General features: G+C 69.6%; 23 protein-coding genes. 11 read left to right on the top strand and 12 right to left on the bottom strand.

The window, feature by feature from the left end; genetic code table 11:
* Positions 1-163: 163 nt before the first annotated feature.
* The 6 genes from HQ325_RS18895 to HQ325_RS18870 form a co-directional block, all read right to left on the bottom strand.
* Positions 164-2,080, bottom strand: a complete 1,917-nt coding sequence (locus HQ325_RS18895; RefSeq protein WP_308014680.1) for a penicillin-binding protein 2 — start codon at positions 2,078-2,080, stop codon at positions 164-166.
* Complete coding sequence (locus HQ325_RS18890; protein WP_261778536.1) at positions 2,077-2,877, bottom strand: hypothetical protein; 801 nt, start codon at positions 2,875-2,877, stop codon at positions 2,077-2,079. The genes HQ325_RS18895 and HQ325_RS18890 overlap by 4 nt, the downstream gene beginning before the upstream one ends.
* Entirely contained in the window at positions 2,874-3,878 is a 1,005-nt protein-coding gene (rsmH, locus tag HQ325_RS18885) for a 16S rRNA (cytosine(1402)-N(4))-methyltransferase RsmH (RefSeq protein WP_222631424.1), read from the bottom strand. Before rsmH ends, HQ325_RS18890 begins: the two co-directional genes overlap by 4 nt.
* A 201-nt stretch (positions 3,879-4,079) precedes the next feature.
* Positions 4,080-4,511 (bottom strand): division/cell wall cluster transcriptional repressor MraZ, encoded by a 432-nt coding sequence (gene mraZ, locus HQ325_RS18880; protein WP_027505841.1) that lies wholly within the window; start codon positions 4,509-4,511, stop codon positions 4,080-4,082.
* Between the two features lie 512 nt (positions 4,512-5,023).
* Positions 5,024-5,452, bottom strand: coding sequence for a DUF3040 domain-containing protein (locus tag HQ325_RS18875; RefSeq protein ID WP_027505840.1), 429 nt, complete (start codon positions 5,450-5,452; stop codon positions 5,024-5,026).
* 167 nt (positions 5,453-5,619) lie between these two features.
* Positions 5,620-6,132, bottom strand: coding sequence for an SAV_6107 family HEPN domain-containing protein (locus tag HQ325_RS18870; RefSeq protein WP_261778535.1), 513 nt, complete (start codon positions 6,130-6,132; stop codon positions 5,620-5,622).
* A 326-nt stretch (positions 6,133-6,458) separates the two neighbouring features.
* Here HQ325_RS18870 and HQ325_RS18865 point away from each other — a divergent pair, with 326 nt between their 5' ends.
* From HQ325_RS18865 to HQ325_RS18845, 5 genes are read left to right on the top strand one after another with little or no spacing between them, the layout of a single operon-like run.
* Positions 6,459-7,034, top strand: coding sequence for an N-acetyltransferase (locus HQ325_RS18865; protein WP_261778712.1), 576 nt, complete (start codon positions 6,459-6,461; stop codon positions 7,032-7,034).
* Positions 7,031-8,647, top strand: a complete 1,617-nt coding sequence (locus HQ325_RS18860) for an NAD(P)/FAD-dependent oxidoreductase (protein WP_222631740.1) — start codon at positions 7,031-7,033, stop codon at positions 8,645-8,647. The genes HQ325_RS18865 and HQ325_RS18860 overlap by 4 nt, the downstream gene beginning before the upstream one ends.
* Positions 8,644-9,495 (top strand): carotenoid biosynthesis protein, encoded by an 852-nt coding sequence (locus tag HQ325_RS18855; protein ID WP_222631738.1) that lies wholly within the window; start codon positions 8,644-8,646, stop codon positions 9,493-9,495. Before HQ325_RS18860 ends, HQ325_RS18855 begins: the two co-directional genes overlap by 4 nt.
* Positions 9,496-9,518: 23 nt before the next feature.
* Positions 9,519-10,247: a DUF3153 domain-containing protein gene (locus HQ325_RS18850; protein ID WP_222631736.1), complete on the top strand. Its 729-nt coding sequence runs from the start codon at positions 9,519-9,521 to the stop codon at positions 10,245-10,247.
* Positions 10,244-11,422 (top strand): glycosyltransferase family 2 protein, encoded by a 1,179-nt coding sequence (locus HQ325_RS18845; RefSeq protein WP_222631734.1) that lies wholly within the window; start codon positions 10,244-10,246, stop codon positions 11,420-11,422. Before HQ325_RS18850 ends, HQ325_RS18845 begins: the two co-directional genes overlap by 4 nt.
* On the opposite strand, the gene HQ325_RS18840 is transcribed toward HQ325_RS18845, so the two are convergent.
* Entirely contained in the window at positions 11,354-12,352 is a 999-nt protein-coding gene (locus HQ325_RS18840; protein WP_222632565.1) for a methylenetetrahydrofolate reductase, read from the bottom strand. The two genes, HQ325_RS18845 and HQ325_RS18840, sit on opposite strands and share 69 nt — an antisense overlap.
* Before the next feature lie 285 nt (positions 12,353-12,637).
* Here HQ325_RS18840 and HQ325_RS18835 point away from each other — a divergent pair, with 285 nt between their 5' ends.
* The 4 genes from HQ325_RS18835 to HQ325_RS18820 all read left to right on the top strand — a co-directional run bounded on the left by HQ325_RS18835 (position 12,638) and on the right by HQ325_RS18820 (position 18,061).
* Complete coding sequence (locus HQ325_RS18835) at positions 12,638-13,741, top strand: polyprenyl synthetase family protein (RefSeq protein WP_222631732.1); 1,104 nt, start codon at positions 12,638-12,640, stop codon at positions 13,739-13,741.
* Positions 13,738-15,306, top strand: coding sequence for a phytoene desaturase family protein (gene crtI, locus HQ325_RS18830; protein ID WP_222631730.1), 1,569 nt, complete (start codon positions 13,738-13,740; stop codon positions 15,304-15,306). Before HQ325_RS18835 ends, crtI begins: the two co-directional genes overlap by 4 nt.
* 101 nt (positions 15,307-15,407) lie before the next feature.
* Positions 15,408-17,072, top strand: a complete 1,665-nt coding sequence (locus HQ325_RS18825; RefSeq protein ID WP_222631728.1) for an alpha-(1->6)-mannopyranosyltransferase A — start codon at positions 15,408-15,410, stop codon at positions 17,070-17,072.
* Positions 17,069-18,061 (top strand): phytoene/squalene synthase family protein, encoded by a 993-nt coding sequence (locus tag HQ325_RS18820; protein ID WP_222631727.1) that lies wholly within the window; start codon positions 17,069-17,071, stop codon positions 18,059-18,061. The genes HQ325_RS18825 and HQ325_RS18820 overlap by 4 nt, the downstream gene beginning before the upstream one ends.
* Positions 18,062-18,073: 12 nt before the next feature.
* Here HQ325_RS18820 and HQ325_RS18815 read toward each other — a convergent pair whose 3' ends face one another.
* A complete protein-coding gene (locus HQ325_RS18815; RefSeq protein WP_027505833.1) occupies positions 18,074-18,442 on the bottom strand; it encodes an Rv2175c family DNA-binding protein in 369 nt (122 codons plus the stop codon).
* Positions 18,443-18,604: 162 nt separating this feature from the next.
* Between HQ325_RS18815 and pknB the strand changes: the two genes are divergently transcribed.
* A complete protein-coding gene (pknB, locus tag HQ325_RS18810) occupies positions 18,605-20,626 on the top strand; it encodes a Stk1 family PASTA domain-containing Ser/Thr kinase (RefSeq protein WP_308014681.1) in 2,022 nt (673 codons plus the stop codon).
* 27 nt (positions 20,627-20,653) lie between these two features.
* Here the strand turns inward: pknB and HQ325_RS18805 are convergent, their stop codons facing one another.
* Both HQ325_RS18805 and HQ325_RS18800 read right to left on the bottom strand, forming a co-directional pair.
* Complete coding sequence (locus tag HQ325_RS18805) at positions 20,654-22,039, bottom strand: class II 3-deoxy-7-phosphoheptulonate synthase (RefSeq protein ID WP_222631726.1); 1,386 nt, start codon at positions 22,037-22,039, stop codon at positions 20,654-20,656.
* A gap of 46 nt (positions 22,040-22,085) precedes the next feature.
* Positions 22,086-22,595, bottom strand: coding sequence for a polyadenylate-specific 3'-exoribonuclease AS (locus HQ325_RS18800; RefSeq protein ID WP_222631725.1), 510 nt, complete (start codon positions 22,593-22,595; stop codon positions 22,086-22,088).
* Between the two features lie 39 nt (positions 22,596-22,634).
* Between HQ325_RS18800 and HQ325_RS18795 the strand changes: the two genes are divergently transcribed.
* Positions 22,635-23,912 carry a glycosyltransferase 87 family protein gene (locus HQ325_RS18795; protein WP_222631724.1) on the top strand — a complete coding sequence of 426 codons (1,278 nt, stop codon included), beginning with the start codon at positions 22,635-22,637 and terminating at the stop codon, positions 23,910-23,912.
* Between the two features lies 1 nt (position 23,913).
* On the opposite strand, the gene HQ325_RS18790 is transcribed toward HQ325_RS18795, so the two are convergent.
* Positions 23,914-24,651 (bottom strand): 1-acyl-sn-glycerol-3-phosphate acyltransferase, encoded by a 738-nt coding sequence (locus tag HQ325_RS18790; RefSeq protein WP_222632561.1) that lies wholly within the window; start codon positions 24,649-24,651, stop codon positions 23,914-23,916.
* Positions 24,652-24,842: 191 nt separating this feature from the next.
* On the bottom strand, positions 24,843-25,826 hold the full coding sequence (locus HQ325_RS18785) for an ROK family protein (RefSeq protein ID WP_027505827.1): 984 nt from the start codon (positions 25,824-25,826) through the stop codon (positions 24,843-24,845).
* Between the last annotated feature and the right edge of the window lie 16 nt (positions 25,827-25,842).

Below are 25,842 nucleotides of genomic sequence, written 5' to 3'. Positions count from 1 at the left end.
GTGTTCGGGCCGGTGCGGTGACTGCCTCGGCGCCGAACATGCGAGTGCCGCCGACCGGTGGTCGGCGGCCGACGCATCAGATTACCGGCGAGTCGGCACGCCACGAGACGTGCCATGGCGAAGTCCGCCCCGGTGCAGGTGAACGCCCTGCACCGTCGACGGGTCAGTCCGCCTGCAGGAGGAGCCGACGACCTTCCTGCGAGAGCGGCACCGCGTCACGCTGCAGCATCCAGGACGCGATCGAGTGGAACAGCGGAGCGGCGGACTGCCCGCCCGATCCGTCGGAGCTGCGGGTCGGGGCGTCGAGCATGATGCCGATCACGTAGCGCGGATCGTCCGCCGGCGCGATGCCGGCGAAGGTGATCCAGTAGTTCGAGTTGGAGTAGCACTTGCACTCCGGATCGACCTGCTGCGCGGTGCCGGTCTTGCCACTGACCTGGTATCCCTCGATACCGGCGGCGACACCGGTGCCGCGCTGGTTGCCGGTGTCGTTCTGCGTGACGGCCCGGAACATGTCGCGCACGGTGCGCGCGGTGTCGGCACTGACCACCGGCACGCCCTCGGGCTGCGGCTCGTCGGTGCGCTGACCGTCCTTGCCGACGGTCGCCGACACGATGCGCGGCGGGATGCGCACGCCGTCGTTGGCGATCGCCTGGTACATACCGGTCATCTGCAGCAGGGTCATGGACAGGCCCTGCCCGATCGGGAGGTTCGCGAACGTGCCGCCGGACCACTGGTCGCGGGCCGGGACACTGCCGGCACTCTCGCCGGGCAGGCCCACGTCGGTGCGCTGTCCCAGCCCGAACTTGTCCAGCATGTCCGCGTAGCGATCCTCGCCGACCCGCTGCGCGAGCATCAGCGTGCCCACGTTGGAGGACTTACCGAACACCCCGGTGGTCGTGTACGGCGCGACGCCGTGATCCCAGGCGTCCTTCACCGTCGCACCGGACATCGTGATGCTGCCGGGTACCTGCAGCACCTCGTCGGGGTTCGTCAGACCGTCCTCGACGGCGGCGGCCGCCGTGACGATCTTGTTGACCGATCCCGGCTCGAACGGGCTGGACACCGAGAGATTGCCCATCTGCGCCGTCGGCGAGTTGTTGCCCACGCCGATGGCCGGGTCGAAGGTGCCGTCGTTCGACATGGCCAGCACCTGACCGGTGTGCGAGTCCAGGACGACGGCCGACGCGTTCTTGGCGCCCGACAGATCCTTGGCCTGCTGGACCTGCTGCTGCACGTAGTACTGGATGTCGCTGTCGAGCGTCAGCTCCACCGTCGAGCCGTCGATGGCGGGCTGCTGGTCGCGCCAGCTGCCGGGGATCACCGCGCCGTCGCTGCCGCGGTCGTATGTGCGGGAGCCGTCGGTACCGGCCAACACCGGGTCGAGGGAGTCCTCGAGGCCGAGCAGGCCGTGGCCGTCCCAGCCGGTCGCCCCGACGATGTTGGCGGCGAGCGCCCCACCCGGGTACTCGCGGATGTCCTGCCGCTCGAGGCCGACCTCGGGGTACTGCTCGGCGATGGTCGCCGCGACAGCGGGATCGATGCTGCGCACGAGGTACTCGAACGACGAGGATCCGGTCATCTTGTCGAGAAGGTCCTTCTCCGACACCAGGTCGCCCAGGATGCCGTGGACACCGGCGGCGACCTCACGGATGCGATCGTCCGGATCCGGCTTCGTGTCGTCCTTCGCCTTCGCTTCCTCGAGCTCCACACGCACTCGCTGCGGCTGGAAGGTCAGCGCCTTCGCCTCCATCGTGAACGCGATGGGATTTCCGTCCCGGTCCGTGATGGACCCTCGCGTCGCCGGATCGACGATGGTGGTGGTGCGCTGACTGGCCGACTGCGCCGACAACGACGGGGCGTCGATGCCCTGGATCCACAGCAACTGCAGCGTCGCGACGCCCAGGATCGCGAACATCGCGACACGGCCGTAGCGGAACCGGAAGTCGAACGTCTCGGACGTGCGTGGAGCCTTCCGACGCGGCGGACGAGGACCGCGAGGACCGGAGCCGGTGGCCGGCCGAGCGCGCGGGTCGCCGTGGTCGCGGCCGGTACTCCGGTACGGCTGTCGAGTGGTCACCGAGCGCCTCCTGCGATGGGTACCTGCTGCTCGCCCACCGCGGCGGCGGGAGCCGGAGGAGGCTGCGGCGCAGCATTCTCCGGCACCGGCGTGGTCGTCGGTGCCGCGGGCGCGGACGTCGTGGGGGACGGCGTGGTGGATGCTGCCGGTGCCGACGTGGTCGGGGTCGCGGACGCACTCGGCGACGTACCGGGGCGACCGACGGGAGTGAGCGCCTCACCGCCGGACGCGGGTGCCCCGGGGCGCGCACTCGGAGTCGCCGCACCGCCCGACGGGGTGGCGGCCGCGAAGTCGGGAGCCGGTGGACCGGCGGCCGGTGCCGGCGTACCGATCACCTGGACGACGCCGTCCGGCAGGACCACCAGTCGCGGAACGTCCTTCGTCGGGATCATTCCCTGTGCGGTCGCGCGACGGGCCAGCTCGGGAGCCGAGTTCGCTGTCTCCACGTCACGTTGCAGCGCGGCGGCCCGTTCCGTCAGCTCCTGGTTGGTGGCACGCCCCGCACTGAGCAGGTACGAATCCTCCGCAGCGCGTGTGCTCAACAGCAGTGTCGAGGCGAGTCCGATGGCGAGGAGCCCGATGATGCTGGCCACGAACGGGATCCGAGCCGCGACGGATCGGGTGGGTCGATGCGCGCGCGGGTCGGACTCGTGGGACATCGCACGCTGGCGACGCTTGTCGTACGCGCGCTTGGCCGCGCCCGTGCGAGCGGGAGGCCGCGGTGCGCGCACCGTCTCGAGCGAGGACCCGGCGCGGCGGCTGCCGTCCGATCCGGTCACGTCCACCGGAACACTCATGACGACCTCCTGGAAATGCGTTCTGCGCCGCGCAGTCTGACCGGAGCCGCGCGGGGGTTGTCGTCGATCTCGTCCTGCGAGGCCTTCTCGGCGCCGCGAGTGAGCAGCCGGAACTCGGGTCCGCTTCCCGGCAGCTCCATCGGGAGCCCCTCCGGAGTGGTGGACCGGGTACGCGGTGTCAGCTCCTGCTTGACCACGCGGTCCTCGAGGGACTGGTACGACATGAAGACGATGCGTCCCCCGACGACCAGCGAGTCGAGAGCCGGTGCGATAGCGTCTCGCAACGAGTCGAGTTCCTCGTTCACCGCGACCCGCAGTGCTTGGAAGGTCCGCTTCGCCGGATGTCCGCCGGTGCGACGCGTCGCCGCCGGGATGCTCGCGTAGAGCAACTCGACGAGAGGCCCGCTGGTGACGAACGGTTCCGTCTCCCGGCGGCGCAGGATCGCCGAGGCGATGCGGCCGGCGAAGCGTTCCTCGCCGTAGGTGCTGAGGATGCGGGCGATCTCACCGTGCGACGCGGTGTTGAGAATGTCCGCGGCGGTCCGACCCGTCGTGGGATCCATCCGCATGTCGAGCGGTGCGTCCACGGAGTAGGCGAAGCCACGATCGGTGGAGTCGAGCTGCATCGACGAGACGCCGAGATCGAAGAGGATCCCGTCGACGCTGTCCGTCGCGCCGAGGCCGACAGACGCCAGCGCGTCCTCGATACCGTCGTACGTGGTCGCGACCAGCGAGACGCGGTCACCGAAGGGAGCCAGCCGTTCTCCGGCCATGGCCAACGCGTCCGGATCGCGGTCGAGACCGACGAGACGCAACCGCGGATACGCGGTGAGGAAGTGTTCGGCATGACCGCCGAGGCCGAGAGTGGCGTCGATGTAGACGGGATCGCGGTCGTTCGCAGCAGCGGCGACGAACGCCGGTCCGAGAAGTTCGTCGGCCCGAGGAAGACGGACCGGAACGTGCGAGAAAGGCGAGGCGGATGCCTGCTCGTCCTCCGCCATGGTGGTGATCTCCCGCCTGATTCGCATTCGAGCTGTGTGTCGTGCCAGGTGGAGCGGTGAGTGCGTCGAGGTCTCTGTCCGACAGTGGAACCTGGCGTTGGGGAAGTACGTCAGGGTCCGACCGGTACTTGGCGTTGGGGAAGTACGTCAAGGCCCGGTTCGGGCAGAGGCCACGCGGCACTCGCCGCCGGCCGGGTGTGGCTACAACATGTCCATGAGCGATTCGTCCACTGCCTGCGAGAAATCTTCTTCGTGCTCCTGCGAGTACCGCTCCCACGACGCGGCGTCCCACAGCTCGAGATGATCCATCGAGCCGATGACGACGCAGTCCTTCGACAACGCCGCGTACTCGCGGTGCGAGGACCCGATGGTGATGCGGCCCTGTGAATCCGGCCGCTGCTCGTCCGTACCGGCCGCGAGGTTGCGGATGTACGCGCGCGCCTGCGGGTTCGACCGCGAGGCCTTCGACAGCTTCGCCACCCGCTCCGCGAACACGTCACGGGGGTAGATGGCCAGGCTGTGGTCCTGCCCTTTGCTCACCATCACTCCTCCCGCCAGGTCTTCTCGAAACTTCGCCGGCAACGTCAGTCGAAACTTGTCATCGAGCTTGGGCGTGTAGGTACCGAGAAACACTCGGCACCTCCTCGACCCCGTGTCGTGCAGTTCGCGGGACTCCATCGATCCCCGCTGTCCGCCACATTACCCCACTTTCCCCCACATTCAATCGACACGGCGGAACATTTCAGTGACCCGTCACTAAAGGGCCAGGTCGAACGCACTGAGAGCAGCGAAGTCGATCCGGCAGCGGGAAGATCCACGTGCGCGTGGTGGAGGTGTCCCCCACCGTTCCGCGGCACCCGTGAACCGGATAATCCGAGGTCGAACGGCACGTTCGCGCGTCACGGGCCCGGGTGACCGCGCGCGGCAGAGTCGCCAGGGGTGCCGGGTGGGGCGTGGTGGGGATCCGGGGGCCGAGACCACCCTCGGTGGGGCGGGGTGGGGGGATCGACACCCACGGGGCCCTGAACGGCATCAGCGCGGCACCCGTGACGGGTGCCGCGCTGATGTGTCACAGCATCGGTGTGAGAGGCGCGCTGCCCCTCACGCGAGAATCGGAGCGATCGATGTGACCGCTCCGGTCTCCTTCATTCCTGGTCGAACCGCCGCTTGAAACGATCCTCCATCCGCGAGGAGAACCCCTTGCGAGGACCTCGGCGCGGTGCGGAACCGGAACGGCGCGGGCCGCTTCCCGGTGCCGGCGGGTTGTCGCCCTCGGACTGCTCGGACTGCGGCGCGGTGGGCTTGCGCAGCAAGAGCAGCACGCCGGAGCCGAACATGAACACGAAGCCGACGAGACTGATGATCGGGAATCCACCGGGCTTGAACGGGAGGGCCACGCCTGCAATGAGCAGAATGAGGCCGATCACGAACAGAGCGACGGCCTGGAAACGACGCCGCGTGGATGCGGCTCGAATCCGTCCGCCGCGCACGGTCGACGCGAACTTGGGGTCCTCGGCATAGAGAGCGCTCTCGATCTGGTCGAGCATGCGCTGCTCGTGCTCGGAGAGTGGCACGGTACCTCCCCCGGCACTGGATGGTGGCTCTCACTTCTTGGCCAGAAGTGAGAGGTAGCCGATCGGTCCGGCTACCTGTTGTCGATGATACGAGCAGAATCGGCAGCGAGCCACCTACCTGCACCACCAGTATGCGAGAAAAAGTCGCTCCGTGGTGGCGACCAGGATTACGCGGGCACCGCAACCGCCTCGGACCGCGAGGTCACACGGTCCTCGACGCGGTGCAGAAAGCGTCCCACCTGCGAGAAGAACTCGTCCGCCTCGGCCGCGTCGAGCCGATCGGCCGAGCCCGCCTCGATGGACGCACGCAGCGTGGAATACGCGGCGAAGTACGACGCCCACTCCGTGAACTCCGGCGCAGCCGTCCGCATGCGCACCCAGGCACTGCGGGACGCCCCACGCTTGGGCACCGGATCGACCGCATCGAGCAACGCGCCGGCACCGCGCAACGCGGCGACGTAGGACTCGAGGAACATGTCTGCCGCCGACGGAGCGCCGGCCGCGTCACCGAGAATGGCGTCCGCGCGGCGCAACAGCATCCGAGCGCGTGCGTGGGTGCGCGACGGCGCTGCGGAGGCGTCGAACGAGACCACCGTGCCGTCCGTCGTCGAGCCACCACCCTCCGTGCGGCCTGCAGAGCTGCGGCGTGCCGCAGTGTGACCACCCGTGCTCCGAGCCATTGCGCTACCTCCCTCTCCGACACGTGAACCGATCGGCATCCCTACGTCCTTCTCAACACTCACGACCTGTCGGTTACTCCCTGAGCGGGCCGGTCGAACGCGATGTAAGCATGGAGGTCGGACACGTTCTCTCGGACCGCCCCGCGCGACCGACCCGATCGCGGGTCGTTCGACCCGAGGTCGATTCGTTCGAACGCCTGTTCGATGACTTCACTGTAGCGCGGACGTCCGACACGATGCGAGGGATCGAGGTGAGTACCGTTCACGACGCCGAAGGCCGCGCCTCCGACGACGGCATTCGTCTGATCGAGCTCACCCCGCAGGACATGCGCCGACGGTTGACCGAGGCCCTGTCCGTCTACGTCGCCGCGATGGGCTACCCGCGCGGTACCGAGTTGCATCGGGCGCCGATGTGGGCAGAGCACATCCTGCGGCCGGGGTGGGGCGCGGTGGGAGGAGTCTCACACGACGATCACCTGGTGGCGATCGCCTACTGCTACCGTGGAGCGCCGCATCAGTGGTGGCATCAGCAGGTCCGCGACGGGATGCGACGGGCGGGGTGGTCCGCCGAGAACGCCGAGCGAGTGCTGTCGAACTACGTCGAGTTGACCGAGTTGCACGTCTCCCCCGAGGCTCAGGGCCACCGTCTCGGGGAACGACTCCTGCTCGCCCTCATGGCGGGCCGCCGGGAGAGCTCGGTGCTGCTCTCCACCCCCGAGGTCACCGGCGAGGACAATCGGGCATGGCGTCTCTACCGGCGGACGGGGTTCCAGGACGTCGTCCGCCGGTTCCACTTCGCCGGGGACGCCCGACCCTTCGCGGTGCTCGGCCGCGAATTACCCCTGACACCCGAGACCGGACTCGGTCTCGACACCACCACAGAAGAGGGGCCGACCACGTGATCGATGCCGCCGTCGTCGGATCGGGTCACAACGCACTCGTCTCCGCCGCCTACCTGACCGATGCCGGATGGTCCGTCCGCGTCCTCGAACGAGACACCGTCGTCGGAGGCGCAGCCTCCACCGTCGAGCGTTTCCCCGGCCACAAGGTGGATCGCGGCTCGTCCGCACACATCATGATCCGGCAGACCGGCATCATCGAGGAGTTGCGCCTCGCCGATCACGGCCTGCGTTACCTCGACTGCGATCCATGGGCGTTCGCGCCGCCGCCGCCCGGCACCGACGAGCCGGGCATCGTGTTCTCCGTCGATCTCGATGCCACCTGCGCCTCGATCGAGGCGGCGTGCGGTCTCGAGGACGCGGACGCGTACCGCGCGTTCGTCGCGCTCTGGGGGCCCCGCAGCGCCCGAGTCATGAAGTCGTTCGGGAGCCCGCCCACCGGCCGGGCTCTGCTGTCCTCCTTCTGGGGCATGGACGCGAGCGACGGCGCCGCGGCACTGTCCCGCGAGTTTCTCGCGTCGGGAGACTCCCTGCTGAACCGGTGGTTCGACAGCGAGCGCCTCAAGGCGGCTCTCGCGTGGTTCGGCGCCCAGTCCGGTCCCCCGATGTCCGAGCCCGGTACGGCACCGATGGTGGCCTTCAACGCTTTGATGCACACGACCCCGCCCGGTCGCGCCGTCGGTGGCAGCGGCGCGCTCAGCGTCGCGCTGCAGACGAAGATCGAGTCCGACGGGGGCACGGTGTCCCTGGGCGACGCCGTCGTGTCGGTGACGCGAGTCGGGGACGGATGGTCCGTGCGCACCGCGAGTGGCGAGGAAGTGCGAGCCCGCACGGTCATCGCCGGGTGCCACATTCTGACCACACTCGACCTGCTCGACGCCGGCGGCTTCGACACGGCGACGACGGAGTCCTGGCGGCGACAGATCGACGTGGGTCCGGGAATCGGCATGGTGGTCCGCGCGTCGACGTCGTCGCTGCCGCAGTATCGCGGTGCGCCCAGCGTCGAGGCGTCCACCCGCGGACTGCAACTGCTGGTGCACGACCGGGCCCAGCTCCGCCGAGCACACGGAGCGGCGTCGGCCGGCGATCTCCCGCCTGCGCCGGTGGTACTGGCCATGAGCTTCAGCGCGGTCGACCCGTCGATCGCGAAGCCAGGCGAACACCAGGTCTCGCTGTGGTCGCAGTGGCACCCGTACCGACTGTCCGACGGCCGGAGCTGGCGCGGAGGCAGTCCGGAGGTGGCCGAGCTCGAGGGCGACCGCATCGTCGCCGAGGTGGACAAGTACGCCCCCGGCTTCGCCGACAGCATCCTGCGACGACACACGCAGTCGCCGTGGGACCTCGAACAGGAGCTCGGGCTCATCGGCGGCAACGTCATGCACGTCGAGATGTCGTTGCACCAGATGATGATGTGGCGTCCGATGCCGGCGCTCGCGGACATGACCGTGCCGGGCGCCCCGTCGTTCTTCCTCACCGGTGCCTCGATGCACCCCGGCGGCGGCGTCTCCGGATCCAGCGGCCGTAGTGCCGCCCGGCTCGCGATCGCCGAACGCGCGGGCAGTCCTCTGAAGCGCGTGGCGTCGCGTCTGGGCGCCGCTCTCCCGGGCCGCCGATGAGATCGGGAGACACGCTCCGGGCGACGGGCCGGGCGACACCCGTCGCGCTGGGCTTCGCCGTCGCGGCCGTCCTGGCACAGATCGGCTACCCGCTCGTCTCGGGCGGGGTCAAGGACGCCGTGACCTTCTGCGTCGTCGCTCTGCTCGCCGCCGCCTGCATCACGCACGCGGCGAGTGCTCGCGGAGCCGGGTGGGCCACACTCATGGTTCTGCTCACCGCCGGGATCGGTCTGACGGCCGAGCTCATCGGCACGCGGACGGGCATGCCCTTCGGATGTTACGAGTACGCGCAGGACCGGATCGGCCCCTCGCTGGCCCATGTGCCGGTGGTGGTGCCGTTCGCCTGGACGGCCGGCCTCTACCCGGTGTGGTGCGCCGCCACCGTCGTCGCACAGCGGGTGCGCCGACCGGTGCTGACCCGCGTGGGCCTCACCACGGTCGGCGTCGTGGGATGGGATCTGTACCTCGATCCGCAGATGGTGGCCGACGGTCAGTGGACCTGGTGCAGTCCCTTCGCACCCCTGCCCGGGCTCGACGGCATCCCGTGGACCAACTACGTGGGATGGCTTCTCGTCGCGGCTCTCATGGCCGTCGCCATGGAGGTTCTCGGGCGGACACCGCTGCGTGCGCCCGCGGTGAGCCCGCTGGTGCCGTGGGGGCTCTTCGCATGGACGTGGCTCGGCTCCGCGCTCGCCCACGCGGTCTTCCTGCCGGACCTCGGCTGGTCCGCTCTGTACGGCCTCGTCGCGATGGGTGTCGTCGGTGTCCCCTTCCTCGTCGCCTTGTCCAGACCTCGGACGGACACGGCTCGCGCGGCGCCGCGCCGCGCCGACCGACCCGTTCACTGACGGTGTCGCACTGGCCTGGCACGATGACCGCTGTGTCCCACCCCGCCGCCCCTCGCACGTCGCCGCGCGCGTCACTGCGCCGCGTGATCTCCGTCCTCGTGCTCGCCCTGCTCACGGTGCCGTTGCTGGCCGGGTGTCTCCGGGCGCAGGTGTCCATGGGCGTGTCCTCGAACGACCGGGTGTCCGGCCGCATCGTCGCCGCGACCGTGCCGACGGCCGAGGGTGACACCGGACCGGGCATGGAGGTTCCGGACAGCCTGGGCAGCAAGATCCGGGTGCAGCCGTACGACTCGGACGGGTACGTCGGCAGCGAGGCACTGTTCAGCGATCTCACCTTCGGCGACGTGCAGCAGCTCGCGGCACTGTCCGATCAGACGATGGGCCTCTACCAGCTGTCCCTGGTCCGCGCGGGCGACCTCGTCACTCTGGCAGGCCAGGTCGACCTGAGCACCGTGCCTGCCGAGGGCAGTGACGTGCAGTTCACCATCGCCTTCCCCGCCCGCGTCACCACCACCAACGGCGCCCGCGAGGGCGACAACGTCGTGTCCTGGAAGCTCCCCGCCGGCGAGCGCAGCACTCTGCGTGCCGAGGTGCGCTACTCGGACCCCAACACGCGCAGCTTCGCCGGCTGGGCCGGCATCGTCTTCGGCGTCACCGTGGGAATCGCGGCCATCGTCGGCGGCATGGCCTACGTCGCCCGCGACGCTTCCGGTGGACGCCGACGCGATGCGGAGTCGGCCGGCCGCCGGTGATCCCCCGGCGTCCAGTCCGCACCGCGGTCCGAGCCGGCTCACTCGCCTCGATCGTCACTGCGGGCATCGCCCTGATCAATGCCGCGACCGCGCCACGCGTGCGGCCCTCGTCGGCCGCGACGGTGCGAGACGGTGAGCGCATCACGGTCTGCATCCCTGCTCGCGACGAGGCCGCGCGTCTCCCCGACCTGCTGCACGACCTGCTCGCTCAGCGCACCCGGTCCGCGATGACCGTGCTCGTGCTGGACGACGACTCGTCCGACGGAACCGCGGACGTCGCCCGCGCCGTCGTGGGCGCCGATCCGCGTTTCCGGATCCTCGCGGGCCGCACGACCGAACCGGCCGACGCGCCGGGAATGGGGAAGTCCCTCGCCTGCATCGATCTCGGCCGCCGCGCGCTCGCGACCACGGATCCGACCCTCGTCGTCTTCCTCGACGCGGACGTGCGGTTGCACCCCGATGCACTGGACGCCGCCGCGTCCGTTCTCCGCGAGCACGACGTGGCCATGCTCTGCCCGTGGCCCGCGGAGACGGCGGTGACGACGATCGAGCGCGTCGTCCAACCCCTGCTCTCGTGGTCGTGGTCGGTCACCCTGGTCGTCCGCGCCGCGAATCGGGGCCGTCGACCGTCGATGGGCGTGGCCAACGGACAGTTCCTCGTGCTGGACGCCGCCTCCTATCGCGTGGTCGGCGGACACGAGTGCACGCGCTTCGCGGTGGCCGACGATCTGACGCTGGTGCGGCACGTCCGCTCCCGCGGTCTCCCGACGGCAGTGGCGTACGGCGGTCGCGTCGCGACGTGCCGCATGTACACCGACGCCGCGCAGGTGCGTGCCGGTCACGCGAAGTGGCTCTGGTCCCAGTTCGGCGGCGCTGCAGGCACTCTCGCTGTGTCGGCCGTCGCCACGGCCGTCTGGGTCCTGCCGCCGATCGCCATGATGACGCGTGGATCGACGCGCCGGTGGGGAGTCACCGGTTACGTGGCGGGATGGGTGTCGCGCATCGCCGCGCGCCGCGCGGAGGGCAGCGACGACTCGCTGGCACGGGACATCGTCACCTCGGCGTTGCACCCACTGTCCATCGCGGCCGGCTCGGCGCTGCTGGCCTCATCGGACCGGGGACGCCGCCAGGGCACTCTCGTGTGGAAGTCGCGCGTTCTGGCCACCGGCCGCTGATCCGGTACCGATCCCGCCCGTGCCCTCCGGTACCGGCCGGGCGAGGCCGAGATTGCCGACGACCTCACTGGTGGCCTTCGCGAAGTTGAGCGTGATGAAGTGCAGGCCGGGAGCACCCTCGGCGATCAGCCGCTCCCCCATCTCGGTGGCGATCTCGATGCCCACCGAGCGCACGGCGGCCCGGTTCTCGTCCGGGTCGGTCCCGGCTGCGGCGGACAGTCGCTTCTCGACCGATGCCGGCAGCACCGACCCGGACAGTTCCATCGCACGCTTGACGCTCCGCAGCGACGTGATGGGCATGATCTCGGGGATGATCGGCTTGGCGCCCTGCTCCGGATCGAACGCGGCGACACGGTCTCGCAGGCGCAGGTAGTCCTCGACGTCGAAGAACATCTGAGTGATGGAGTACTCGGCGCCCGCGCGCAGCTTCGCGACGAGATGACGGGTGTCGTGGTCGAGGTCTGGCGCCCGGTGATGTCCCTCGGGGAACGAGGCGACACCGACGTGGAAGTCGCCCAGCTCGCACACCAACCGCACCAGTTCCTCCGCGTACTCGACGCCGTCGGGGTGCTTCTCCCACGGACCCAGCGGATCGCCGGGAGGATCGCCGCGCAACACGAGGATGTTGGAGATGCCGCGGTCGGCGTAGGCCCCGACCATCGCGCGCAGCTCCGTGCGGCTGTGTCCCACGGCCGTGAGGTGGGCCACGGGCAGCAGGTTGGTCACCTCCGCCAGCTCGCCGGTGACGCGCACCGTGCGATCACGCGTGGATCCACCCGCCCCGTACGTCATGGACACGAAGGCGGGATGCATCTGCTCGAAAGTGCGCACGGCGCGCCACAAGCGGTCCTCGGCGGCCTCGTCGCGAGGGGGCGAGAACTCGACGGAGAACGGAACACTCCCGTGCGCCGCGGAATTCAACCGGTCGATCACCGACGGAGTGCGGCTGACCCGCGCGCGGGAGGATTCGTCTGTCACGCCTCACAGCATAGATTCCCGCGCCGACCTGCCCGGGCCCGCAGGTCGTCCGCACCGGCGCCGTGTCCGAATACCCGGATAGAGTCGGGGGTGTCAGGACGCTGCGTCTCGAGACCCGACCGCCTCCCGACCGACCCCATCACGACCGACTGCCCGCGGACTCCGTCCGCCGCCCGAACACCGGAGGAAACTCTGTCCGCCGCACCGCACAGCCCCGCCGCCCACCGACCGCTCGACGTGGAGTCCACCGCGGACGACCGTGATCAGTGGCCGCTGGGGACGTTCGTCGATGCGGTCGAGACGTCCCTGCGCGACTTCGTCGCGACGCAGCAGGCCACGGTCGACTCGGTCGGTCCGATCTACACCGATGCCGTGGCCGAGCTCACCTCCTTCGTCTTCCGTGGTGGCAAGCGGATCCGCCCCGCCTTCGCGTGGACGGGATTCCTGGGTGCGGGCGGTGACCCGCACGCCGTCGGTGCCGACGCCGTCCTCGACGTGTGCTCCGCCCTCGAATTCGTCCAGGCGTGCGCGCTGGTGCACGACGACATCATCGACGCGTCCTCGACCCGTCGCGGCTTCCCCACCGTCCACGTCACCTTTGCCGAACGGCACCGCGCGGCCGGGTGGCGCGGGAACTCGGACAAGTTCGGCGAGTCGGTCGCGATCCTGCTGGGCGACATCGCGCTCTGCTGGGCCGACGATCTCGTCCGCGCGGCGGCACTGAATTCCGCCACGTCGGCACGCCTCGCCCCGGTGTGGTCCGCGATGCGCACGGAGGTGCTCGGTGGGCAGCTGCTCGACATCGCCGTGGAGGCCAGTGGCGACGATTCCGTCGAGGCCGCACTCCAGATCGACCGCTACAAGACAGCGGCCTACACGGTGGAACGCCCCCTCCTCATCGGCGGCACGCTCGCGGGAGCCGGCCCCGATCTGCTGGAGGTCTACAGCACCTTCGGTGCGGACATCGGCATCGCGTTCCAGCTGCGGGACGACCTGCTGGGGGTGTTCGGGGATCCGTCCGTGACCGGCAAGCCGTCCGGCGACGATCTGCGTGAGGGAAAGCGGACGGTACTTCTCGCTGCCGCCCTGGACGCAGCGGACGAACGCGACCCCGCCACCGCGGCTGCGCTGCGCGCGGGAATCGGCACCGACCTCTCCGAGGCGGCCGTCGACGACCTCCGTGCGCACATGATCGATCTCGGCGCCGTCGACGACGTCGAGCGCCGCATCACCACACTGACCGACAGCGCCCTGGCGGCGCTGAACGCGTCCGATGTCACCGAGGACGCCAAGAGGCGGCTCACGGCCATGGCCTACACCGCCACCAGGAGAACCTCATGACGCACGCCACCGTGTCCGGCCCCACCGATCACGTGATCGTCGTGGGCGCCGGTCTGTCCGGCCTCGCCGCGGCGCTCCATCTCCGCGGTACGGGTCGCGAGGTCACCGTGATCGAGAGGTCCGACACCGTCGGCGGCCGAGTGGGGTCCGTCGCGGCACCGGGCTATCGCATCGACACGGGCGCAAGCGTTCTCACGATGCCCGATCTCATCGATCAGGCGCTCGCCGCGGTGGGTGCGACCCGCGAGTCCACCACGCCGCCGTTGCGTCTCACCCCGCTGCATCCGGCTTATCACACCCGTTTCGCCGACGGCACCACCATCGACGTCCACTCCGATCCCGAGAGGATGATCGCGGAGGTCGGCGAGAAGTGCGGGCTGGACGAGGCACGGCGCTACCGCACGCTCCGCGCGTGGATCGGATCGATGTTCGACGCGGAGTTCGACCGGTACATCGACGACAACTTCGACTCGCCGCTCGATCTCGTGGGCGAGCGCACCGCGCGTGCGAACACGTTGACCCTGCTGCGTCTCGGCGGGTTCGGCAAACTCGGCAAGCGGATCGACAAGCTCATCGACGACCCCCGACTGCGCCGCATCTTCACCTTCCAGGCTCTCTACGCCGGGGTGGCGCCCGCCAAGGCTCTCGGTGTCTACTCCGCGATCTCGCACATGGACACGTCGTTGGGAGTGTCGTTCCCGGACGGCGGTATGCAGTCGATCGCGAATGCGATGGCCGACGCGTTCGTGAGCGCGGGCGGCACGCTGCTGCTCTCCACCGGCGTGGCCGCCATCGAGAAGGGCGGATCGCGCGCTCGCGCGGTGGTGACCGAGAACGGCGAGCGACACGCGTGCGACTCGCTGATCCTGACCCCGGACCTCCTGGTGACGGATCGCCTTCTCGCCACCGCCGGTATCACCGTGCGCCGCAAGGTCCGGGCGTCGCCGTCCTGTGTCGTCGTGCACGGCCGCGTGCCGGTGGACGTCACCGCCCGATGGTCGTCCCGCTCGCACCACGTCATCGACTTCGGGCACAACTGGAACGAGACGTTCGAGGAGCTCACTGCCTCACGCGGGCGCGGCACACTCATGTCGGACCCGTCGTTGCTCATCACCCGTACGTCGCTGACCGATCCGGCACTGCGCGTCACGCACGACGGCGTCGAGCAGGAGCCCATCTCGATCCTCGCGCCGTGCCCGAACCTCGACAGCGCTCCGCTGGACTGGTCGGCGATCACCGACCCCTACGTGCGGGAGATCCTGCTCGAGATGGATCGCCGCGGCTACACGGGCGTGTCCGAGCATCTGGAGATCGACCACATCGACACGCCGGCCACCTGGCTGGCGCAGGGAATGGTCGCGGGAACCCCTTTCTCGGCGTCGCACATCTTCCGCCAGACCGGCCCTTTCCGGCGCCGCAACCTGGTCAAGGGCATCGACAACGTCGTCCTCGCCGGGTGTGGGACCACCCCCGGAGTGGGCGTGCCGACGGTGTTGATCTCGGGCCGACTGGCCGCCGAGCGCATCGATCCGTCCGTCCGTCGGTCGGCTCGTGTGGCCGTCTGACGGCAGGCCGATTCGTCTTCCGGTCCGGAGCCTCTAAACTCACGTGAGTTCTGCCCGGCTTCCGTACGGTCGCCGGCATGTCGCGTCTTCCGGGGAGGAACATGACGACGTCCTCCCCACTCCGGGCCGCGGACGCCACCGACGAGTCGTCGTGGCGATCGACACGACGGTTCTTCGGGGGACGCGCCGGCCGCGCCACGTTGGTGGGTCTGGCCGGGTCCGCGCTCATCACCTTCGGCGGTTTCGGCTCGGGTGCCGTGCGTCGTCGTGACCCGCTGCTCGAGGCGATGCACCTGTCCTGGCTCCGCTTCGGGCACGGACTCGTGTTGTCCACCGTGATGGTCTGGATCGGCGTGCTGCTCATGATCGCCGCCTGGGTCCGTCTCGGACGCGCCACGCTGGGTCACCGGACCACGGTGCGGCAGCTGCGCTGGGTGGTGCCGCTCTGGATCGCGCCGCTCCTGCTCGCGGTCCCGATGTTCAGCCGCGACGCGTACTCCTATCTCGCGCAGGGCGCCCTCCTCCGCGACGGGTTCGACCCCTACGCCGTCGGGCCCGTCGCCAATCCCGGTGTGCTGCTGGACAACGTGAGCAACGTCTGGACCACCACCACCGCGCCCTACGGCCCGCTGTTCCTCCTGCTGGGCGAGGGCATCACCTCGCTCACGGGCGACAACGTGATCGCCGGAACGATGCTGCTCCGCCTGACCATGCTGCCGGGGCTCGCGCTCACCATGTGGGCGGTCCCCCGCATCGCCCGACACTTCGGCGCGGATCCCGCCGTGGCTCTGTGGCTCGCCGTGCTCAATCCCCTGGTCCTGATCCACCTGATCGGCGGCGTCCACAACGAGATGCTCATGGTCGGTCTCATGACGGCCGGCATCGCCGCCGTACTCGACCGGCACCACGTCGCCGGGATGGGACTCGTCGCGGTCGCCGTGGCGATCAAGGCCACCGCGGGCATCGCGCTGCCCTTCCTGGTATGGATCTGGATGCTCCACGAGCGCGACCGGCTCCGCACCGAGAACGAGGCGCGGGCCGAGCGCGGAGACCCGCCACGACGTCAGCACATTCTGCTGGTGTTCGCGAAGACCGCAGGTATCGGTTTCGCCGTGTTCGTCGCGGTGTTCGTCGTCTCGTCCCTGGTGGCCGGCGTGGGCATCGGCTGGCTGACGGCACTGTCCGGCTCGGCCAAGATCATCAACTGGCTCTCGCTCCCCACCATTCTCGCCCACCTCGTCACCGTCTTCACCGGATGGTTCACCGGCGCTCGACTCGGCCCCGTGCTCGAGGTCACCAGGATGCTGTGCGCCGTGGCGCTGGCCGCGATCCTGGCCACGGCGTGGTGGCGATCGCGCCACTCGGAGCGCGGCGCACTGCTGGGCATCCTCGTGTCGCTGGTGGCCATCGTGATCCTGTCCCCGGCCGCTCTCCCCTGGTACTACTCGTGGCCTCTCGCCGTCGCCGCGGGTCTCACCATGTCGGCGACGACTCTGACCGTGCTGGTGGGCCTCTCCGCCTGGCTCATGCTGGTGTTCCAGCCGGACGGGTCGATCGGCCTCTACACGTTCCCGCACGTCGTGCTCGCGACGTTCGCCGCGGTGGTCGCCGCCCTGTCGCTCCGGACGGTCGATCCCCTCCGCCTGCGGGCGGTCACACACCCGGAGCACGAGAACACGTTCGTTCCGGCCACGCCTGCTCGCGCCGAGACCGCCCGCCCCGAACCGTCCCTTCCGGACCAGTCCAGCCAGGAGTCGAACGAGTGACCGATCTTCCCGAGGCCTACGCGCTGTGCCGGGACGTGGCGGCCGAACACGGCAAGACGTACTTCCTCGCCACCCGCCTGCTGCCGACCGACCGTCGGCCCGCGGTACACGCGCTGTACGCGTTCGCGCGCATGGTCGACGACATCATCGACGTCGACATGATCGCCGAGCGCGGCGACGACACGGCGGTCGCACTCGACCTCGCGCTGCTCACCCGCATCGAGGAGCGACTGAACGAGGGTCTCGCGTCGACCACGGCCCCGCCGACGTCGGTCCCGCCCGGACCCGACCGGCGCAACGAGCTCATCCTGGCGGCCCTGTTCGACACCGCACGCCGCTACGACATCCCGTCCGAGTACTTCACGGCGTTCATGACGTCGATGCTCATGGACGTGCCGCACTCGGCGATCTACAAGGATCGTTACGCCACCATGGACGAATTGTCGACGTACATGTACGGCTCCGCCGCCGTGATCGGGCTGCAGATGCTCCCCATCCTCGGCACCGTGTGTCCGGTCGAGGAGGCCCGCCCGACGGCGTCCGCTCTCGGCGAGGCGTTCCAGGTCACGAACTTCGTTCGCGACGCGGGCGAGGATCTCGCGCGCGACCGCATCTATCTGCCCGGCGACGTGCTCACCGCCTACGGCGTCGACGAGGACCTGCTGTGGTGGTGCCGCCGTACGGACTCCGTCGATGCGAGGGTCCGCCGCGCTCTGGCCGACATCATCGCCACCACCCGCGCGCTCTACCGCACCGCCGAGCCCGGCATCGCTCTGCTGGAACCGCGGGCGCGCGAGGGCATTCGGGTCGCGTTCGCGCTGTACCAGGACATCCTCGAGGCCGTGGAGAACGACGGTTACCGCTCGTTGTCCGTCCGCTCTCGCGTGGGCACTCCTCGGCGCGCCCGCGTCGCCGCGACCGCGGCCGGTCGAGGTCTTCTCGTCCGAGCCGGCGAACGGCTCCCGCGGCCCGGGTCACGCGCCGCCTGATCCGATCCGGCGCTAGAAGGCCATGGCCTGGGCGCGGCGGATGATCTCGCGGGCGTGGTCGCCGCGCAGCACGTCGGCCGGCATGCCCGGCAGACTGTCGTCCGGGGTGAAGAGCCACCGCAGAATCGACGGGTGGTTGTAGCCGCCGTCGAGCAGAACCGCGATCGCACCGGCGAGGTACTTGATCGGCTCGCCGTCCTCGCCGACGAACTTCGCGGGGATCGAGACCACTCGATCGCGGCGCACCGCGATCAGCTTGTGCTCACGCACCATCTGGTAGAGCTTCGTCACGGGGACGCCCATGATCTCGGCGGCGTCGGGAATCGCGATCACGGCCTCGTCGGCAGGCAGGACGTCGTCGCAGTAGGGAATGGCACTCACGCGGTCAAAGGTAGTCACGGCCCGCCGCCAGGACAATTCGCCGACGGCCCACCTCCCGCGCCGTGTTCCCGCACACGTGACTGCTACCTCATCCGTCACACTGGCTACCATCGGGTGATCGGCATCGATCGATCCGAGAACACGACAGGAGAGTGGACGCAGGTGACAACGTCAGGTCCGTCGCTGCTCGGCGCGCTGCTGGACCGTCGTTACCGCGTCGACGCGCCGATCGCGCGCGGCGGTATGTCCACGGTCTACCGGGGTCTGGACCTGCGTCTGGACCGGCCCGTGGCCATCAAGATCATGGATCCCCAGTTCGCCGCCGACCCCGAGTTCGTGCGGCGCTTCGAGTTCGAGGCGCGCGCGGTCGCCCGGCTCAGCCATCCGGGTCTGGTCGCCGTCCACGATCACGGTCGCGACGGTCAGCACGCCTTCCTGGTCATGGAACTGGTCGAAGGCGGCACGCTGCGCGAGTTGCTCCGCGAACGCGGACCGATGCCCCCGCACGCCGTCGCCGCCGTTCTCCAACCGGTGCTCGACGGACTCGCGGTCGCGCACCGCGGCGGCCTCGTGCACCGCGACGTCAAGCCGGAGAACGTGCTGATCTCCGACGCGGGCGAGGTCAAGATCGCCGACTTCGGCCTGGTGCGCGCCGTGGCCGCATCGACGACGACGTCCAACAGCGTCATCCTCGGCACCGCCGCCTACCTCTCCCCCGAGCAGGTGACCACCGGATCGGCCGACGCGCGCAGCGATGTGTACTCGGCGGGCATCCTGCTCTTCGAACTGCTGACCGGACGCACGCCGTTCCAGGGAGACACCTCCCTCTCGATCGCGTACCAGCGCATCGAGAACGACGTTCCGCCGCCGAGCTCGGTGATCGCAGGGGTGCCGCCCCACTTCGACGCACTCGTGCGCGACGCGACGGCGCGGCATCCCGAGGAGCGGTTCCGCGACGCCGGCACGATGGGCGACGCGGTGCGTTCGGTCACCAGGACCCTCGCTCTGCCCCACTACCGGGTGCCGTCCCCGTCGCGGTCGGCCGAGCATCTGAGCGCCGAGACGCTGAACGCTCCGCGCCCCTACGCTCCGCAGGCTCCGCGTACTCCGGAGACGGAGATCGTGTCCGTCCCGGCAGACGACTTCTCCGCCGTGTCCGACCGCGGGCACCCGTCCACCGGCGGTGTTCAGCACACGCGGATGGTGACCACCGCGACTCCCCGCGGCGCCGACGAACCGCGGTCCACCGCCGCCGAGCCGGTCGACCGGAAAGCCTTCGCGTTCCCGGACTTCGACGCGGACAAGCGCAGGTCGCGTCGAGTCGCACTCACGTGGCTCGCGATCGTCGTGATCGTGGCGGTCCTGCTCGGCACCGTCGGCTGGTGGGCCGGGTCCGGCCGCTTCACCGCGGTGCCGGCCATCGACGGGCTCGACCGATCCACCGCCGTCTCCGCCATCGAGGCGGCCGACCTCTCGGCGACCGTCGAGGGCCGCTACACCGACAGCGATCCCGTGGACCGATTACTCGGAACCGATCCTCCCGCAGGGTCACGGATCGCCCGGGGCGAGACCGTGACCCTTCTCGTTTCTCAGGGCAGGCCCACCGTTCCGGCCCTCGGGAACGCGGACTCGACCACGGTGGAGGCGGCGTTGCGGGAGCGGACGTTCGTCCCCGTGGACGGCGGTGACGCCTTCAGCAGCGCCGCGCCCGTCGGTGCGATCGCCGCACTCGACCCCGCGCCCGGGACGGTCCTGCCGGTGGGTAGCGAGGTCCGGGTGGTGACCAGCAAGGGCGCTCCCCCCGTCGACGTTCCCGACGTCCGGGGCGAGACGGAGCAGCAGGCGCGCGCAGAACTCGATCGGGTCGGCATCACCGTGGCGACGGTGGACTCCGTCTTCGACGAGGACGTCGACGGTGGCCGCGTCATCGGGACCGACCCGGCGAGCGGCTCGTCCGTGACCGCGGGATCGACCGTCACGCTGCGGGTGTCGACGGCCGTGGAGGTGCCCTCGATGCTCGGGCGCACCGTCGGCTCGGCGCGCTCGGAACTCGAACGTCTGGGGCTCGCCGTGGTGGTGCGCCAGGTCGCACAGACGGATCGCTCGCTCATCATCGCTCAGTCCCCCGGGCAGGGCGACCGCGTGCAGAAGGGCAGCACGGTCACTCTGACCGCGCTGCCCTGAGTTCTGCTCCGGCAGAGGTGCCGGCGATCAGCCGCGCAGCATCTCCGCGACGAGGAAGGCCAGCTCGAGAGACTGCTGCGTGTTCAACCGCGGGTCGCAGGCCGTCTCGTACCGTCCGGACAGATCGAGGTCCGAGATGTCCTGCGCGCCGCCGAGGCACTCGGTCACGTTCTCACCGGTGAGCTCGACGTGAATGCCACCCGGGTGCGTCCCGAGCTCGTTGTGCACCTCGAAGAAGCCCTGGACCTCGTCGACGATGCGATCGAAGTGGCGCGTCTTGTAGCCGGTGGACGCCTCGTGCGTGTTGCCGTGCATGGGGTCGCACTGCCAGATGACCTGGTGACCGGTGGCCTGCACCTTCTCGATGATGGGCGGCAGCAGGTCCCGGACCTTGCCGTTGCCCATGCGCGAGATCAGCGTCAGCCGGCCGGGCTTGTTGGTCGGGTCGAGCCGCTCGACGTACTCGACGGCCATCTCGGGCGTCGTGCTGGGACCGATCTTCAGTCCGATGGGATTGGAGACCAGCTCGGCGAACGCGATGTGCGCGCCGTCCAGCTGCCGTGTGCGATCGCCGATCCACAGGAAGTGTGCCGACAGGTCGTAGAGCTTGGCGTGATCGTCGTCGTTGTCCAGACGCAGCATCGCGCGCTCGTAATCGAGCACGAGCGCCTCGTGAGAGGCGTAGATGGTGGCCTGGTGCAGGTTGGGATCCGTGACGCCGCACGCGTCCATGAACTTGAGACCGTTGTCGATCTCGGAGGCGAGCTGCTCGTACCGGGCACCGGCCGGCGAGTTCTGCACGAACTCGCGGTTCCAGTCGTGCACCTTGTGCAGGTCGGCCATGCCGGCGCCGGTGAGCGCGCGCACCAGGTTCATCGCGGCGCTGGCGTTGGCGTAGGCGCGGACCAGGCGCGACGGGTCGTGCTGGCGGACGGCGTCGTCGGCCACGAGGGAGTTGACCATGTCGCCGCGGTAGGACTTCAGGCCCAGGGCGTCCACGTCGGCGGAGCGCGGCTTGGCGTACTGGCCGGCGATGCGCGCGACCTTCACCACGGGCATCGACGCGCCGTAGGTGAGCACGACGGCCATCTGCAGCAGCGTGCGGATGTTGCCCTTGATGTGGGGCTCGGTGTTGTCGACGAAGGTCTCGGCGCAGTCACCGCCCTGCAGCAGGAACGCCTCGCCGCGAGCGACGGAGGCGAGCTTCTCCGACAGCGCCTCGACCTCGCTGGCGACCGTGATGGGCGGCACGCTCTCGAGCACCTTGCGCATGGCCTCCGCCTGATCGGCGGGCCAGCTGGGCTGCTGCGCCGCCGGCTTGGCCAGCGCCACGTCGAGTTGCTCGCGCATCGACTCGGGCAGCGGGGGAAGCTCGGGCAAGCGTTCGATCGGAACGTCGACAGTCCAGTTCACGCGTACAGAGTAGTCGCCCGCTCCGACGGCCGGGACCAGCGGTGTGTCACTCCCGACCGGACCACGCTCTCGCGGCCTCGACAGCCCGGAACTTCGCGAGATTGTGCCGGGCGTCGGCGAGCGCGTCGTGCGAGTCGTCCGGCACCGGCGGCAGTGCCGGCGACCCGTGTTCCTCCCAGTACTGCTTCAACTCCCGCGTGTACCGCGGCATGATCCGCGGGAGCGCCGTCATCGAACCCCACAGCTGGCACAGCGCGACGTGGTCGTACGCCGCCACCCAGGCCCACATCTCGACGGTCGGTCCGACGGTGCCGTGCGGCGCCGACACGAACTCGAGGATGTCCTCGCGGATTCGGCTGCGCGAACGCCACAGCGGCGACGAGAACGGCGGGAGCTTCGGCAGGACGTTGCGGCGGACCCAGGTGCCCGCGCGCTCGGGATCGAACTCCGTGGACACGGCGTAATATTCACGCCCGTCCTCCGCCACGATCCCGATGGACACCAGATCGATCGTGCGGCCGTCCTCGATGAACTCGCAGTCGTAGAAGTAACGCACGTCTGCGAGCCTAGGTCACCGAAAGGATCCACCCCGACCATGACGTGGACTCTGCCGTCCGCCCCTCCCTACACCGGGCCGGGGGCGTCGCTGCCCCGACCGGTCGCCGTGATCGCGAAGGTCGCGGTGTGCGTCGGGCTCGTGGCGGGCATCGCGTTCAACGTGGTCGGCCTGCCGCCGCTGCGGGAGTGGGGCGCGATCTACCGGCTCGACCTCGACGTGTACCGCATCGGTGGCCGGGCTCTGCTCGACGGCGTGAATCTCTACGGAGTCCTGCCCCGCACCTCGGTGAACATCCCGCTGCCGTTCACCTATCCCCCGATGGCCGCGGTGTCCTTCGCGCCGATGGCGGTCCTCCCGCTGCCGGCGGCCTCGCTGATCATGACGGCGATGACGATGATCCTGCTCGCCGTCACGGTGGCGGTGTGCCTGCGCTCTCTGGTGCACCTGTCGGCCGGGACGACGGCGTGGGTCACGGGCGGCATCACCGCGATCGCGTTCGCGCTCGAACCGGTGTGGTCCACCCTCGACTACGGGCAGATCAACGTCGTGTTGATGTGCCTCGTCGTCCTCGACGTCCTGCTGAAGCGCACCCCGTGGCCGCGAGGTGTGCTCATCGGCTTCGTCACCGCCATCAAGCTCACGCCGGCGGTGTTCGTCCTCTACTTCCTGCTGCGCAAGCAGTACCGGGCGGCCGTGGTCACCGGCCTGTCGTTCCTCGGGTTCACGGCACTCGGATTCGTCGCGACGTTCCGCGATTCGGTGCAGTACTGGACCGAGGTGCTGCTCGACTCCGACCGCATCGGCGGGCCCGGGTACATCTCGAACCAGTCCCTCACCGGGATGCTCGCGCGACTGGGTCTCGCGGACGGCCCGCGGACGATCGTGTGGATCCTGTGCAGCGCCGTCGTGGGGCTGGTGGCTCTCGTCGCGATGCGGCGCGCTCTGGCAGCACACGAGTACCTGCTGGCGCTGTGCGTCAATGCCGCTCTGGGGCTGCTGGTCTCACCGGTGTCGTGGTCACATCACTGGGTGTGGACGGTGCCGATGCTGATGGTTCTGGTGCACGTCGGCGTGACGCGACGCGCCCCCGCACTGGTGGCACTCGCCGTGATCGGCGCGGTGCTACTGCACTTTCCGTCGCACTGGCGTCTCGCACCCGGGCGCTGGAACGGCCTGGGCTGGCCACTGTGGGACCAGATCCAGGCCTCGTCCTACGTGTGGTGGGGACTGGTGTTCGTGATCGCCGTGGCGGCAGTGCCGCTGCGCGATCGTCGCAGTCCCGAGAACCGCGCGGTGGCCGCCGAGGCGGTCTGACTCAGCCCGCGCGGGTGTCGGGGATGCGCGCGGCCTCGGTCGGCGGAGCCGGATCCACCGCGACGGTGGGCGTCTCCTTCATGCTCGCCGCGTACACGTCGACGTACTGCTGACCACTGAGCTTCATGAGCTCGTACATGACCTCGTCGGTGACGGCACGTTCGACGAATCGGTTGCCCGCCATGCCCTCGTACCGCGAGAAGTCCAGCGGCTTACCGATCTTCACGCCCACCTTGGCCGGACGCGGGAAACGGGATCCGATGGGGTTCATCTTCGCGGTGCCGATCATCGCCACGGGGATGACGGGGACGCCGCTCTCGAGAGCGAGGCGAGCCAAGCCCGTCTTGCCCTTGTACAGACGAACATCGGGTGAGCGGGTGCCCTCCGGGTAGATGCCGAGCAGCTTGCCGTCGCCGAGCACCCGGAGCCCCGCATCGAGTGCGTCCTGCGCAGCGGAGGCGCCGGTGCGGTCGATCGGCACCTGACCTGCGGAGCTGAAGAACCAGCGCTGGAACCGACCCTTCGGACCTCTGCCGGTGAAGTATTCGCTCTTGGCCAGGAAGGTGATGCGTCGCTTCACCACCAGGACCAGGTAGAAGGAATCGAACACAGCCTGATGGTTACTGGCGAGGATGACGGGTCCGTCGTCGGGAATGTTGTCGAGACCCTCGACGCGAGGCCGACCGATCGCCTGCAGTATGGGGCCCAGGAGGATGTACTTGAAGATGTAGTACCACATGCCCGACATGCCTTTCTCGAAGATCCCGCGACTCGCACCGCGATGCCCGCGGCCCGCTCGGACATCTCGTGGGCGTAACTGTACCGGGGCTTTATGACACCAGCCACAGTTCGAGCGTCAGCTCGGACACATCTCACACCGTCGTCATCACCCGGCCATCATCCGGACACGAACACGCTCCGAGACAGTGGTCAGGCGCGTGCCGCACCCACCTCGACGCGCGCCAGCTCGGCCGCGCCGATCATGCCCGCGGCCTCGCCCAACTGGGTTCCGCGTATCCGGGCGAGCGGCCGATGTCCCGCACCGGTGATCTGTGCCGCGTAGTGCTCTCGCGCGGTGTCGAGGAAGAGCGCGGACGACGTGGCGACACCACCGGCGATGACCATCCGGTCGGGGTCGTAGACGTCGGACACCAACGCCAGTCCGATACCGAGCCACCGTGCGAACTCGGACATCGTCTCGATGGCCACCAGGTCACCGTCCTGCGCCGCGTTGGCGATGCGTCGACCGGTGAGGGATCCGGGATCGAGGAAGGCCTCGCGCGCGAGGACCGTCGATCCCCGCGGGTTGGCGGCGAGGAGCTCGATCGCCGTGTCCACCAACGCGGTACCGCTGCAGTAGCGCTCCCAGCAACCGCGCTTGCCGCACGCGCACTGACGCCCGTCGGGAACCACCTGCAGGTGGCCGAGTTCCGGCGCGATGCCGTAGCTGCCGCGGTAGAGCTTGCCGTCGATGAGGAGTGCGGCGCCGATGCCGGTGCCGATCGCGATCATGACGACGTTCCCACCGCCCGCGGCCGCACCGAAGCGGTGTTCCGCCCACGCGGCGGCGTTGGCGTCGTGCTCGAGGATGACCGGGATGCCGAGGCGTTCCGTCATCTCTCGCGCGACCGGGCGGTTCACCCACGGCAGGTGGGGGGCGAAGCGCACGACGGTGCGGTCGGAATTGATGAACCCGGCGACGGCGAGACCGACGGCCGCGATGTCGTGGCGGCTCGCGAGTTCACGCACGGCCCGGTCGATGCCGTTCTCGAGTGCGCGGGAGGACTGCGGCGTGGGCGCCTGGGTGGAGTCGAGCACCTGGCCGTCGACGTCGACCACCGACGCGCGGATGCTGGTGCCGCCCACGTCGATGCCGATGGTCAGAGGTCGGCTGGACCGGGACTGGGCGCTCACGTCTGCGGCATCCTCA

It is taken from the genome of Rhodococcus sp. BP-349 (assembly GCF_019835845.1).
Taxonomy (GTDB): Bacteria; Actinomycetota; Actinomycetes; order Mycobacteriales; family Mycobacteriaceae; genus Rhodococcoides.
The sequence above is the reverse complement of the archived record's forward strand: the minus strand, read 5'-3'. Positions and strand labels throughout refer to the sequence as shown.

Bases quoted from the DNA above. Each gene is read 5' to 3' on its own strand.
- HQ325_RS18890 (WP_261778536.1), bottom strand. From the start codon at position 2,877: ATGAGTGTTCCGGTGGACGTGACCGGATCGGACGGCAGCCGCCGCGCC.
- rsmH (WP_222631424.1), bottom strand. From the start codon at position 3,878: ATGGCGGAGGACGAGCAGGCATCCGCCTCGCCTTTCTCGCACGTTCCG.
- HQ325_RS18870 (WP_261778535.1), bottom strand. From the start codon at position 6,132: ATGGCTCGGAGCACGGGTGGTCACACTGCGGCACGCCGCAGCTCTGCA.
- HQ325_RS18865 (WP_261778712.1), top strand. From the start codon at position 6,459: ATGCGCCGACGGTTGACCGAGGCCCTGTCCGTCTACGTCGCCGCGATG.
- HQ325_RS18855 (WP_222631738.1), top strand. From the start codon at position 8,644: ATGAGATCGGGAGACACGCTCCGGGCGACGGGCCGGGCGACACCCGTC.
- HQ325_RS18850 (WP_222631736.1), top strand. From the start codon at position 9,519: ATGACCGCTGTGTCCCACCCCGCCGCCCCTCGCACGTCGCCGCGCGCG.
- crtI (WP_222631730.1), top strand. From the start codon at position 13,738: ATGACGCACGCCACCGTGTCCGGCCCCACCGATCACGTGATCGTCGTG.
- HQ325_RS18825 (WP_222631728.1), top strand. From the start codon at position 15,408: ATGACGACGTCCTCCCCACTCCGGGCCGCGGACGCCACCGACGAGTCG.
- HQ325_RS18795 (WP_222631724.1), top strand. From the start codon at position 22,635: ATGACGTGGACTCTGCCGTCCGCCCCTCCCTACACCGGGCCGGGGGCG.
- HQ325_RS18790 (WP_222632561.1), bottom strand. From the start codon at position 24,651: ATGTGGTACTACATCTTCAAGTACATCCTCCTGGGCCCCATACTGCAG.